This window comes from Streptomyces sp. NBC_00289, assembly GCF_041435115.1.
Classification (GTDB): Bacteria; Actinomycetota; Actinomycetes; order Streptomycetales; family Streptomycetaceae; genus Streptomyces.
On record NZ_CP108046.1, the window covers coordinates 1,372,742 to 1,385,100 of the forward strand.

The following is a 12,359-nucleotide window of genomic DNA, read 5'->3' on the forward strand; positions in this document are numbered from 1 at the left end:
CCACCAAAAGCGGAAGGGTGAGGGTTACCTACGTCACTCCCCCCTGGTCCAGGCAAGGAAGCGGCTGAACAGGCCCTTGGCATGCGGAGCCGCCGTGGACGCCCCCCGCGACACCGGAGGAGCGGAACGCTGCGCGGCCTGCGCCGAAGGCTGCGGATGCTGAGGGCTCGCGGGCTCCGAGGCGGCCGACGTCACCGTACGGGGCGTAAACCGGACCGGAAGGGTCACCAGCGTGCGGCTCCACGGCGACGGCGCCCAGGAGAGCGACGTGAACGGGACGCGCACCTCGAGATCGGGCAGCCGGTGGAGGAGCGACTCGACAGCCGTGACCGCGATCATGAACGCGGGGTCCTTGGCGGGGCACGCGTGGGGGCCCGCACCGAACGCCAAGTGCGCCTTCGCACTGAGCTGTTCGCGGTGCTCGGTCAGCTTGGGGTCGGTGTTGGCCGCCGCGAACGAGATCAGGACCGGGTCGTTGGCCCTGAGGATCCTGCCGCCGAGTTCGGCATCGTGGGTCGGGTAGTGCGCCGCGTAGTTGGCGATCGGCGCGTAGTTCCACAGGGTCTGTGACACCGCGTCCTCGACCGGCAGGCCGGCCTGCCATTCCTCACTGAGGTACAGCGCGGTGCTGGTGCCGATGGCGGCCGCCAGCGGCGCCGTTCCGCCGGAGAGCAGGGTGACGAGCTGGTGCAGCACCTCCTCGTCGGTCAACTGAGCGGAGTGCTCCATCAGACGCGTCGTCAGGTCCGCTCCGGGGGCGCGCCGCTTGAGTGCGATCAGCTCGGCGAGTGCCCCGCCCAGCACCTGGTCGGCGCCGGCGGTGCCGTCGAAGATGCCGCTGATCCCGACGATCACACGGTCGCCGATCTCGGGCGGGCAGCCGAACAGGTCGCTGAAGACCAACAGCGGCAGGGGCTGGGCGTAGGAGGCCATCAGCTCGGCCTGGCCGCGGGCTTCGGCACTGAAGCGGCTGATCAGGTAGTCGGCGGACTGCTGGGTCTGCCGCAGGAGCCGGTGTTCGTTGACGGTGGCCAGGCTGTCGGTGACCGCCTGACGGAGGCGGGCGTGCGCCGCTCCGTCGCTGAACAGCGCGTTGGGGCGGTAGCCCATCATGGGCACGGCCGGGCTGTCCATGGGGACGCGGCCTTCGTTCAGGGCGTTCCAGCGGCGGGAGTCACGGACGAAGGACGCGGGGTTCTGGAGGATGTACAGGGCGGCGTCGTAGCTGGTGATCAGCTCCACCTGGACGTCGGGAGCGATGTCGACGGGTGCGCTCGGGCCGAGCGAGCGCAGGTAGGCGTAGCTGCCCTCGGGGTCGGAGCCGAACTCGGGGCCGTACAGGGGAAGGTTCCCGTGCGCCGGGCAACCGGGCGGTATCCCCTGCGTGTCGTAATGCTGTTGCATACCGGAGCTCCTAGCCGAGTAGGGACATGAGGTGCTTCACGAGGGTGATGAGTGCCTGGGCCGCGGAGTGCTGGTCGCGCACGTCGCAGCCCACGATGGGGGTGTCCGCGGGGAGGTTCAGCGCCTCACGGACTTCCTCGATCGGGTAGGTGGTGGCGCCCTCGAAGTGGTTGACGCCGATGGCGTACGTCAGGCCGAAGCTCTCGACCAGGTCCAGCACCGGGAAGGACTCGTGCAACCGCTGCGGGTCGACGAGGACCAGCGCGCCCAGCGCGCCCCGGGACAGCTCCTCCCACATCTCCTTGAAGCGCTCCTGCCCGGGCGTTCCGAAGATGTAGAGGACCAGCGTTTCGCTGAGGGTCAGCCGGCCGAAGTCCATGGCGACGGTGGTGGTCGTCTTGTCCGGTGTGCCCGACAGGTCGTCGAAGCCCTCGCTGGCCTCGGTGATCTCTTCCTCGGTCTGCAGCGGCTCGATCTCGGAGATGCTGCCGATGCAGGTGGTCTTCCCGACCCCGAAGTGACCCACGACAAGGATCTTCACCGAGCGGGAGACGTCTGGATCCAGGTACACAGGTCACGCTCCGAATCGGGATTTGAGGCCGTCCAGCACGGCGCCGAGCAGTTCTCTGTCGACCCGTTCGGCGCGCGGCACGGACTTCCTCACGAGGATCAGACCGCTCTCCTCCATCTGCGCCAGGAGGATGCGCACGATGCCCAGCGGCAGGTGCGTGTGACCGGCCACCTCGGCCACGGACAGGAAGCCGTCCTCGACCAGGTCCATGATCGTCCGCGCCTCGGGCGCCAGCGCGCGGGCCGCGGCCGAGGCACCCTTGTGCGCGGTCACGAGGGCGGTGCGCTCGTACTCCTGGTCCGGAGGCAGGCCACGCCCGTTCGTGATCACGAAGAGAGGCACTAATGCGGATGTCAGTTCCAGGTCCGGGCCATGCTCGTCAGACATCGCTGCCTGCCTCCCCCCGCGGTGTCCCCTGCTTGCTCAGGCGGGGCACCACCTCGTGCAGGCGGGTGGTGAACTCCTCGATGTTGGAGTCGTGTTCGGCGGCAGCTGCCAGGAAGGTGCCGTGGCTGGCCGCGATCAGGAAGATCCAGCCGTGCTGGAACTCGATGACGGTCTGCCGCCACTCGGCGTCGTCACGCACTCCCGCGAACTGCGACGTGACACGGCTGTAGGCGTGGATGCCCGTCATGGCCGCGGAGATCGTGTCCGCCAGGTCCCGGTGCATCCCGGAGGTCGTTCCGCGGGGCAGACCGTCGGATCCCAGCAGTACGGCGTGCCGGGCGCCCTTGACGTCGGCGATCACCTCGTCGAGATCGGCGAGCACGCTGTCCGCACCGCCCGTCTCCTCGCGCCGGGCCCGCGCACCGTGAGCTTCCCGGGCCGACTCCTCCGTGTTCACCCGCGGCGGTGAGGTGAGGTTGTTGCCCAACCTGGCGACAAGCCGGTGCATACGGAAGGAGATCTGCTGCATGTCGACGTCGGGCGCCGCGGCGGCGGCCAGGTAGGCACCCTGCCCCGCTCCGATCAGGAAGATCCACCCGTGGGAGAACTCGATGATCGTCTGGTGCCACTCCCGGTCCTCCGACAGCCCGGCGAAGTGGGACGTGGCCCGGCTGAGCGACTGCATCCCCGCCATGGCGGCGGAGATGGTGCGCACATCCTTCTCGACAAGGCCCTCGGTGGCTCCCCGGGGAAGGCCGTCCGCGGACAGCAGGACGGCATGCCGCGCCTTGGGCACGTTGGTGACGATGTCCTCGAGCATCCACGACAGGTCTGCGCTCATGCGTCTTCGGACCCTTCGGTGGGCGCGGGATCGAGGTTGCGGCCCGAAAGAGTGCCTCGCTGGAAGGCACCCAGGCTGCGGCCCGACGCGCGGCCGGCCTCCTCGGGCGTCCGCGAGGACGACCGGACGTCGTCACTGTCGGGAACGCTGGCGACCGGTACCTGCCGGGCCCCGCGCTTGGGCAGGCCGTGCGCCGTGCGCGTCACATCCTGCGTCCGCCCCCCGGCGCTGCGGATCCTGCTCACCGGAGCCTCTTCCACCGGTGGTGGCGCCTGCTCCTCGGTCCACAGCTCCTCGGGCAGCAGGACGACCGCGCGGACACCGCCGTAGCGGGAGACGCCGGTGACGTCGACCCGGAACCCGTAGTGGCGGGCGAGCAGGCCGATCACGGGGAAACCGAACTTCGGCTGGTTGCCCAGCTGCGACAGGCGGGGGACGAAGTCTCCGGACAACAGCGCGCTCGCCGTCTGCCGGTCCTCGTCGCTCATGCTGACGCCCGCGTCGTCGATGATGATGCAGAGGTTGCTCTGGACCCGCTGGAACGTCACCTCGATCGGCGCGTCCTGCTGGGAGAAGCTGGCGGCGTTGTCGAGCAGTTCGGCCACGGCGAGCGCGACGGGAGAGACGGCGGACGCCTTCAGCGCGAAGCCGGTCTGCTGCATGATCTCGACACGTCGGAAGTTGCGGATCTGCCCCTGAGCGCTGCGCACCACGTCGTAGACGCTCGCGGGTCGGCTGCGGCGGCCGACCGGCGCACCGCACAGCACCGCGATGCCCTGCGCCTTGCGCGCCATCTGCGCGTTGGCGTGGTTCACTTCCAGCAGATCGCCGAGCACGGCATGACCGCCGTACTTCCGCTGGACCCCTTCGAGGAGCGCCATCTGTTCGGCGGCGAGACTCTGCAGGAAGCGGGCAGCACCCTTGAGGACCGCCTTGGTGCTCTCCTCCGCCGCCTCCTCGGCCTCCCGGATCGTCCCGTCAAGCTCCTGCGTGTACTTCTGCAACTCGATTCGTGACGCGATCAGTTGACTTTCGGTCACCTTCAGGCGCTGCGTCAGCGCGTCTTCGGCCTGCCGCTTCCTCTCACTCAGGGCTCTGTTGCGGACGACGAGCACTACCACCGCGGCGACGGCTATCGCCGCAACCGCAGCCAGGCACCACGCAAGGGTGTCTCGATTCATGGAAACCTTTCCCGACGCATGAAATGCAGACGTAGACGGATACACCCCCCGCGAGGACCCGCGACACAGGCCGGTGACCGCTCGACCGCTGTTGCGTGGAGAGCAGACCGACCTCAAATCAGCGCCCGAATGAGTGGATCAAGGTCGCAGATGCGGGGATGCTATCACTGCGGAACGAGCCCCGGAGAGCGCGCCCCCAGTTCAGCAGCCAACACCAACTTGGCTGCTGAGCAGGCATGTTGGAGCTCACCGGCGGGCGCTGGAAGCGGTTGATGAGACTCTCTGCGAGTCGATTTCCACAGGGGCCCGGCAGTTCACATTCCTCCCGAGCCCCCTGACCCTCTGGGCCGCGGACGTGACCTGCGCACCAACAGCCGCTCCTTCGCGAGGGGGAATCAGAGAAGGTCCCCGCACACACGGCTGACGCATAGTCAACTTACTGGGGGGTAAAAAGATCTTATCAGTCATCACGTCCCCAACAGGCCTATCCGAACGGCGACTTGGCGACCTTTACGCAGCTTTGACGGCGCGGCCACCCTCACGCTGCCGCGTCACCCGTCCCGCCCGGCATGCCGTCGCCCTCGGTGCCGACAACACTCCGCTTCGCCACGAAGAGTTCACCTGATCGTCGCCTCGCCCGCCCGGGACAGTACGGTGAGCCGGCCGCGCGGAACGGACGCCGGCGCATGATGCCCGGGAGACGTTACCGGAGGGTAAGAAAAGCGCTTCCGGGGTGTGGGCAGGGAAAGCGCTTGTCGCTACATTTTGACATGCCCTCACCACCCCTCCTCAGGATCCCTCCAGGAGCCACTCCCCCATGCGCAGATTCTTCGCCTCCCTGGCGGCAGTAGCCGCCGCCCTCGGCGGGCTCATCACGACAGCACCCACCGCCGCGGCCGCCGACTCGGGCACCTTCAGTGTTCTCACCTACAACGTCGCCGGTCTGCCCGAGTGGCTGTCCAGCGCCTCGACGCCGCGCGACACGAGCACCACCGAGATCGGCCGGCGCATCGCGCCCTACGACATCGTCAACGTCGAGGAGGATTTCAACTACCACGCGTACCTCTACTCCACCGACACGCATCCCTACCGCACCGCGACCAGCGGCAGCGCGGGCATCGGCAGCGGGCTGAACACCGTCTCCCACTACGCCTGGGACGGTGACGACTTCGAGCGCGCCGGCTGGAACTCCTGCCAGATCGACTCGGGCGACTGCCTCACCCCCAAGGGCTTCACCTTCATGCGGGAGCGCCTCGCCGAGGGCGTGTACGTCGACTTCTACAACCTGCACACCAACGCGGGCACCAACGACGGCGACGAAGCCTCCCGCGCCGACAACCTCAACCAGCTCACGTCGTTCATCGCCACCCACTCGGCCGGCAACGCGGTCGTGGTCATGGGCGACACCAACACCCGCTACACCCGCGCCGCCGACACCATCGCCGAATTCACCGCCGCCAACGGGCTCACCGACGCGTGGGTCAAGGTGATCCGCGGCGGTGTGGCACCCACCAAGGGCAGCGACCCGCTGGTCTGCGACCAGACCGGGACCACCGTGCCCAACACCTGCGAAGTCGTCGACAAGATCCTCTACCGCGGCAGCAGGCTCGTCACGCTCAACGCGACCTCGTACAACAACGAACACGCCAAGTTCCTCAACTCCGACGGGCTGATGCTCTCCGACCACGACCCGATCACCGCCGGCTTCACCTGGTCACAGAACCCCGACTTCCAGCTCAGCGACCAGTTCGGCGGCCCGCACGGCACCTACTACCAGGACATCGACAGGGTCCCGGCGGCCGCCCGCGCCACCAAGATCTCACTGCGGGCCGGCTCCCGCGTCGACCAGGTCGGCATCACCCTCGCCAGCGGCACCACTCTCGCCCACGGCGGCACCGGCGGCACCGCCTCCTCGCTGACACTGGGCAGCGGCGAGTACGTCACCACCGCCCACCTGTGCCGGGCCGACAAGGACGGCCACACCCGGATCTTCTACGCCAGGTTCACCACCAACCTCGGCAACACCCTGTCGGGCGGCTCCACCACGTCGGACTGCGTGACCCGCACCGCGCCCTCCGGCTGGCAGATCGCCGGCTTCCACGGACGCTCCGCCGACGAACTGGACAAGCTCGGCTTCATCTACACCAAGCGCTGACGCCCCGACACCGGCCACGGCCACGGCCACGCTCCCCACGCCTGCCCCGGTCGTGGCGAGCGTGGTCGGGCCGCGCCCGTCAGCGCACCGCGACCTCGCCCGCGTGGACGGTGCGCAGGGCGCGCTCGACGGTCTCCTGGTTCTCGCCGACCGGAGCCACGTAGTCGATGACCTCGCGCGCGGCGTCCTCCCCGAGCGTTCTGGTGATCACCCACGTGGCGAGGTACTGGGACGCCAGACAGCCGCCCGCCGTGGCGATGTTGCCCTCGGCGTGGAACGGCGCGTCCAGCACGGTGACGTCCCAGGCTTCGACGAAGGGCCGGCTCGTCCTGTCCGTGCAAGCCGGCATGCCGTCCAGCAACCCGAGCCGGGCGAGCACCAGCGCGCCGGAGCACTGCGCACCGATCAGCTGTCGCGAGGGATCAAGCGGCAGCCGGGAGATCAGCCGGTCGTCCGCGACCACGTCGCGCGTCTTCACCCCGCTGCCGATCAGCACGACGTCGGCCTCGGTCACGAACTCCATCGGGCGCTGCCCGGTCACCTCGACGCCGTTCATCGACGTGACCACCGGTGTCGGCGTCGTGATGAGGGCTTCCAGACCGTCCTTGCGGCATCGGTTGATCAGCGCGGAGGCGATGAAGCTGTCGAGCTCGTTGAACCCGTCGAAAGTGACCACGGCTACCTGCATCGCAACTCCCTCACGTACGGCATCGGATCCGCAGTCTCGCGGGCATCCCCTGCCGGGTCGAGGGCCAATCAGCGCCGGGTGGCCTGTCGACCGCCGCTTCGCGTCCCGAACTCCCGGCTGGGGTGCGCCATTTCGCCGACAGGCAGAAGTCCCCCGTCCCGAAGCTCACCGGGTTCGGGACGGCGAGGCCACAGCGGCACAGCGGCGACAACGCGGTCAGGGCGCAATCGTGCTCACCCTCGTCATCCTTCGATGGCTCGGTCCAGCCACTCGGACAGCAGGGTTCGCTCGGCATCGGTGAGCGTCGGAAGCCGGGGTACGACGGTCCGGAACGCGACGGCTGCCGCGATGTTCCACGCGTCCCGACGCGGCGAGTTCACCACCACCGGGCCCACGCTCGAAAAGATCCTCGGGCATGACACCACGTCAATTCGAGCCTTCCTCAGCGAGGTTGTCACCCCACGCCCCTGATCCCCCGGCGCTGCGGCCGACCGGGCGCACAGCCGAGCTCGACCCCGCCTTGCTCAGCACCCACGGTTCCGGAGTTGCAGTCGCCCGAGTTCACGGCTGTGCCCTCAGCGGCGCTCGCGTACCAGGAAGAGCTAGGAGTAGCCGCCGTTGAAGGTGATCGCGGGGTCCGCGCAACGTGCGACGCCACCGCGGCGACCGGCTGGACGAAAGTCAGCAGCGTCTGGGGGCCACACCGTCCCGGACCGGCTCGAAGCGGTGGTGACAGGGCCGGGACGAGGGGTGCGGAGGTGCGGGCCGGGCCGCACCCCTCGTGGTGTCCTCCTGGCTGGGTCAGGGCTTGATGAGGACCTTGAGGCTCTTGCGGTCGGCCATGTCCTGGTAGCCGGCCGGGACGCCGTCGAGGTCGGTGGTGGCGTCGAAGACCTTCCCGGGCTCGATGGTGCCGTCGAGGATGTCGGGCATCAGTTCCTCGATGTAGGCGCGGACCGGTGCGGGTCCGCCGGCCAGGCGGATGTTGTGGCGGAAGAGGCTGCCGAAGCCGATCGGCGCCTCCTCGTACTGCGGAACGCCGACGCGGCTGATGACACCGCCGGGGCGCACGATGCCGAGCGCCTGCTCGTAGGCGGGCATGCCGCCGACGGCCTCCAGGACCACGTGCGTGCCGTGCCCGCCGGTCAGCTCACGGGCCGCCTCGATGCCTTCCTCGCCGCGGGCGGAGACGACGTCGGTGGCGCCGAACTCCCGGCCGAGGTCGGTGCGCGCCTGATGGCGCCCCATGAGAATAATTTGTTCGGCGCCCAGGCGCTTGGCCGACAGGACCGCCAGCAGGCCGACCGCGCCGTCACCGATCACGGTGACGCGGGTGCGCTCGTCGACACCGCCCGCCACCGCGGCGTGATATCCGGTGCCGAAGACGTCCGAGAGCGTCAGCAGGGACGGGACCAGGGCGGAGTCCGCCGCGACGGGGAGCTTGACGAGGGTGCCGTCGGCGAGCGGAACGCGGACCGCTTCGGCCTGACCGCCCTCCTCGGGCTCCATGTCCCAGAAGGTGCCGTGCTCGCACGACGTGTGCAGGCCCTCGCGGCAGAACTGGCAGGTGTTGTCGGAGATGGCGAAGGGCGCGACCACGAGGTCGCCCCGCTTGACGGTGGTCACCTGCGAGCCGGTCTCCTCGACGACGCCGATGAACTCGTGGCCCATCCGTGCCGGACCGTCCTCCGGCTTCATCGAGCCGTACGGCCACAGGTCGCTGCCGCAGACGCAGGAGGCGGTGACACGGACCAGCGCGTCGGTGGGCTGCTTGATGACGGAGTCGGGGACGTTCTCGACTCGGACGTCACCGGCGCCGTAGAGGAGGGTTGCACGCATGAGATGTTCTCCGATTGCTTGGTCGTACGTGTTCCGGATGGTTCCGGTCTGGTCTTCCTCGCTGCGGGCGAGTACCCCAGGCCGTGGTCGCACTCGTGGGGCCACCCTCTTCGGTTCTCCCGGGGCCGGCATCCTCGATGCGCTGGACGGGGGGTGCCGCTGATCGCGCAGCAGCGCGAACCGGCCCCGGATCCTGCCGACGGGTGCGGCGGCTCGGGTCGCGGACCTCACGCGCCGCGCGGGCCTAGAACGTTGTCGGGCAGTGCCTCGCCGGAGGTGGCGGCCCAGCTGGCCAGCAGCTTGAGGGCGTCCTCGGCGGGGGAGCCGGGTTCCGCGCTCATGGCGGCCAGGCTCAGGGAAGGTTGTGCGGGCAGTTGCAGGGAGTCGAAGGCGAGGGTGAGGTCGCCGACGACGGGATGGTGCACATGCTTGAAGCCGCTGTAGTGCAGGCGCACGTTGTGCCGAGCCCAGGCGGTACGGAACTCCTCGCTACGGGTGACCAGTTCCCCGATGAGGTCGGTCAGCCCCTTGTCGTGCGGATTGCGGCCCGCCTCCGTGCGCAGCAGGGCGACGGTGTTGTTCATCGACTCCTCCCAGTTCAGGCCGAAGAACTCGCGGCCGCCGGGGTCGAGGAACTGGAACCGTGCGATGTTCGCCGGTGGCTTCCGACCGTCGGCGAACAGCGGGGCGTACAGGGCGTAGCCGAGCCGGTTGGCGGCGAGGAAGTCGAGGCGGCCGTTGCGGACGAACGCGGGCGCGTCCGTCATGGAGTCCAGGATGCGTTGGACGCTCGGCGGGACCTGGGTCTGCTGCTGGGTGGGGCGGCGGCGTCTTTGCGAGGTGCTGTTGGCGGCGCGGGCCAGGTCATTGAGGTGGTCGCGTTCGGCTTCGTCCAGCTGGAGGGCGCGGGCGAGGGAGTCGAGGACCGCCTCGGACACCCCGGCGAGGTTGCCGCGCTCCAGGCGGACGTAGTAGTCGACGCTCATTCCGGCGAGCATCGCGACTTCCTCGCGGCGCAGTCCGGGTACGCGGCGATTGCCGCCGTAGGCGGGCAGGCCCGCTTGCCGGGGCGTGATCCTGGCCCGGCGTGAGGCCAGGAAGTCCTTGATCTCGTTCCTGCTGTCCACGCATCCCAGGCTAGGGCGAGGGCGGGGCCGGTGCGCTGTGGCAGGGGAGTACTGCCATTACCTGGAACAGCCTTACCTTCCCCGCCCGCCCGACGGGCGGGACCATCGATGGTGGCATGCGGGGACGGAGCCGACGCGCATCGCTGGTGGCCCTCAACACGGAGCTGCGGCGCCGAACCGCCGTCGGCAGTGGGCCGCGGCTCCCCCGGCCTCCGCTCCCTGTCCTTCCGCTCACCGTGAGTGAACGACCGGCGGTCGCGAACCGCCTGAACCACCACTGCAAGGAGTTTCACACCATGGCCAAGCAGACCGCACCGCAGGCCCTCGCCGCTGTGGCCCCCAAGCTGGTCGAGCTGACCGATGAGGTTCTCTTCGGGGACGTGTGGGAGCGCACTGAGCTGTCGCCGCGAGATCGCAGCCTGGTCACCGTCACCGCGCTCGCCGCGCTCTACCGCACCGAGCAGCTCGGCTTCCACCTCAAGCTCGCCCTGGACAACGGCCTGACGAAGGAAGAGCTCGGTGAGGCGCTGACGCACCTGGCCTTCTACGCCGGCTGGCCGACCGCCATGACCGCGGTGACCCAGCTGAAGAGCATCGCCGAGGAAGCCGAGAGCTCCGCCACCTGAACCGGCCGACCCGCCCCATCCGGTCCGCCACACCGCGCCACCCCGCGCTTCTCCTGGACCGCCTGGCAGCCGGACCACCCGACCCGCGACAGCAAGGAGCACAAGCACGATGGAACTGTTGAAGAAGCAGCCGACCGCCAAGCTGCCCGAGAAGTGGTTCACCGGGGACGCCTGGGCCGACGTCCTCTACCGCGGTGAGGAACCCTCCCGCACCCGGGCCAACGCGGTCCACTTCGCCCCCGGCGCCCGCACGGCGTGGCACTCCCACGGCCTGGGCCAGACTCTGTACATCATCGAGGGCATAGCCCTGATCCAGTCCCGCGGCGGGACCATCCTGGAGGCCCACCCCGGCGACGTCATCTGGACCCCGCCCGGCGAGGAACACTGGCACGGCGCCGCCCCCGACCACTTCATGACCCACATCGCCCTGTGGGAGACGGACGAGGTCGACTGGCTGCACCACGTCACCGACGACGAGTACGGCGGGCCGCACCACAACGCCGGCGCCTGACCGACCGGACGTCCGAGCGGACGCCGCCGGCGGCTTCGGCCGCCCGACCCCCTACCCCTGGCGCCACGGACGGGTTTCCGGGGCGCGGGCCGCTACGGGGGCGGTCAGCACCGCGCCCGACCTCGCCGTCGGGTGGGTCAACCCGTGCCGGGCCGTGGTGATCAGGATGCGGAAGTCCGTGGGGTGCAGGCACACGGAGGTGGGCTGCGGAGCGGGCACCGCCAGGGTGTGCAGCAGCCGCCCGTCGGGGTGGTAGCGGCGGACCTCTCCGCCGCCCCACACCGCGACCCACAGGCAGCCCTCGTCGTCGACGGTCATTCCGTCGGGGCTGCCCTCGTCGCCGCCGAACTGGAGGAAGGTCTCGGGGCCGGTGAGGTCGCCCGTGTCCGGGTCGACCCCGAAGCGGTGGACGGTGCCGGCGGCGCTGTCCGCGAGGTACAGCGTCGTGCCGTCGGCCGTGAACGCCGGCCCGTTGACGACGGTGAGACCGTCGAGCACGCGGACCACGGTGCCGTCGTGGTCCGTGCGGTACAACGAGCCGGCGCCGCGGGTGCCGTCGTAGGCCATGCTGCCGGCCCAGAAGCGGCCGGCTGGGTCCGTGACGCCGTCGTTCATCCGGCTGGGGACGCTGTTGTGGTCCTCGGGACGGTCCAGCCATTCCACTTCGCCGTCGGCGCCGATCAGCGCGATCCCGGTGCCCGCGGCGGCGATCCAGTGGCCCGGCCGGTTGCGTACGGGCGCCACGGCGCCGAGCGGCACGTCGAGCCGGGCCAGTTGGCGCGGGCCCTGGTCGGCGCCGTCGCGCAGTTCGAAGAGCCGTCCGGTCAGGATGTCGACGTAGATGTACCTGTCGCCGACCCAGCGGCCTCCTTCGGCCAGTTCGTAACCGCCGTGGACGGAGATCGTCGTCGGCTGTCGGGTGGTGGCGGATGCCATGGTCGATCTCCTCGGTCGGCGAACGCGGTCAGGCGAACGCGGTCAGGCGAACGCGTACGCCAATGCGGTCGGCGACCGTGGGCGCCCAGTGCG

General features: G+C 69.6%; 13 protein-coding genes. 3 read left to right on the forward strand and 10 right to left on the reverse strand.

What is annotated here, in order from left to right:
* Window positions 1-33: 33 nt before the first annotated feature.
* Genes OG985_RS06805 through OG985_RS06825 form a run of 5 tightly spaced genes read right to left on the reverse strand, consistent with a single transcriptional unit; the run spans window position 34 to window position 4,384 of the window.
* On the reverse strand, window positions 34-1,404 hold the full coding sequence (locus OG985_RS06805; RefSeq protein ID WP_371667309.1) for a cytochrome P450: 1,371 nt from the start codon (window positions 1,402-1,404) through the stop codon (window positions 34-36).
* A 10-nt stretch (window positions 1,405-1,414) separates the two neighbouring features.
* Window positions 1,415-1,975 carry an ATP/GTP-binding protein gene (locus OG985_RS06810; protein ID WP_371667310.1) on the reverse strand — a complete coding sequence of 187 codons (561 nt, stop codon included), beginning with the start codon at window positions 1,973-1,975 and terminating at the stop codon, window positions 1,415-1,417.
* A gap of 3 nt (window positions 1,976-1,978) precedes the next feature.
* Entirely contained in the window at window positions 1,979-2,362 is a 384-nt protein-coding gene (locus OG985_RS06815; protein WP_371667311.1) for a DUF742 domain-containing protein, read from the reverse strand.
* Window positions 2,355-3,203 (reverse strand): roadblock/LC7 domain-containing protein, encoded by an 849-nt coding sequence (locus OG985_RS06820; RefSeq protein WP_371667312.1) that lies wholly within the window; start codon window positions 3,201-3,203, stop codon window positions 2,355-2,357. Before OG985_RS06820 ends, OG985_RS06815 begins: the two co-directional genes overlap by 8 nt.
* Window positions 3,200-4,384: an ATP-binding protein gene (locus tag OG985_RS06825; protein ID WP_371667313.1), complete on the reverse strand. Its 1,185-nt coding sequence runs from the start codon at window positions 4,382-4,384 to the stop codon at window positions 3,200-3,202. The genes OG985_RS06820 and OG985_RS06825 overlap by 4 nt, the downstream gene beginning before the upstream one ends.
* 817 nt (window positions 4,385-5,201) lie before the next feature.
* Between OG985_RS06825 and OG985_RS06830 the strand changes: the two genes are divergently transcribed.
* The gene (locus tag OG985_RS06830; RefSeq protein WP_371667314.1) at window positions 5,202-6,539 is read left to right on the forward strand and encodes a jacalin-like lectin; all 1,338 of its coding nucleotides are present in this window, start codon (window positions 5,202-5,204) and stop codon (window positions 6,537-6,539) included.
* Window positions 6,540-6,618: 79 nt separating this feature from the next.
* On the opposite strand, the gene OG985_RS06835 is transcribed toward OG985_RS06830, so the two are convergent.
* The 4 genes from OG985_RS06835 to OG985_RS06850 form a co-directional block, all read right to left on the reverse strand.
* Complete coding sequence (locus OG985_RS06835; protein WP_371667315.1) at window positions 6,619-7,227, reverse strand: DJ-1/PfpI family protein; 609 nt, start codon at window positions 7,225-7,227, stop codon at window positions 6,619-6,621.
* 242 nt (window positions 7,228-7,469) lie between these two features.
* Entirely contained in the window at window positions 7,470-7,622 is a 153-nt protein-coding gene (locus tag OG985_RS06840; protein ID WP_371667316.1) for a hypothetical protein, read from the reverse strand.
* A 406-nt stretch (window positions 7,623-8,028) separates the two neighbouring features.
* The gene (locus tag OG985_RS06845; protein WP_371667317.1) at window positions 8,029-9,066 is read right to left on the reverse strand and encodes a zinc-dependent alcohol dehydrogenase family protein; all 1,038 of its coding nucleotides are present in this window, start codon (window positions 9,064-9,066) and stop codon (window positions 8,029-8,031) included.
* A 227-nt stretch (window positions 9,067-9,293) separates the two neighbouring features.
* The gene (locus OG985_RS06850) at window positions 9,294-10,193 is read right to left on the reverse strand and encodes a helix-turn-helix transcriptional regulator (protein ID WP_371667318.1); all 900 of its coding nucleotides are present in this window, start codon (window positions 10,191-10,193) and stop codon (window positions 9,294-9,296) included.
* Between the two features lie 296 nt (window positions 10,194-10,489).
* Between OG985_RS06850 and OG985_RS06855 the strand changes: the two genes are divergently transcribed.
* Window positions 10,490-10,819 carry a carboxymuconolactone decarboxylase family protein gene (locus tag OG985_RS06855; RefSeq protein WP_371667320.1) on the forward strand — a complete coding sequence of 110 codons (330 nt, stop codon included), beginning with the start codon at window positions 10,490-10,492 and terminating at the stop codon, window positions 10,817-10,819.
* A gap of 109 nt (window positions 10,820-10,928) precedes the next feature.
* Window positions 10,929-11,330, forward strand: a complete 402-nt coding sequence (locus OG985_RS06860; RefSeq protein ID WP_371667321.1) for a cupin domain-containing protein — start codon at window positions 10,929-10,931, stop codon at window positions 11,328-11,330.
* Window positions 11,331-11,381: 51 nt separating this feature from the next.
* Here OG985_RS06860 and OG985_RS06865 read toward each other — a convergent pair whose 3' ends face one another.
* On the reverse strand, window positions 11,382-12,266 hold the full coding sequence (locus OG985_RS06865) for an SMP-30/gluconolactonase/LRE family protein (RefSeq protein WP_371667322.1): 885 nt from the start codon (window positions 12,264-12,266) through the stop codon (window positions 11,382-11,384).
* Window positions 12,267-12,359: the final 93 nt, after the last annotated feature.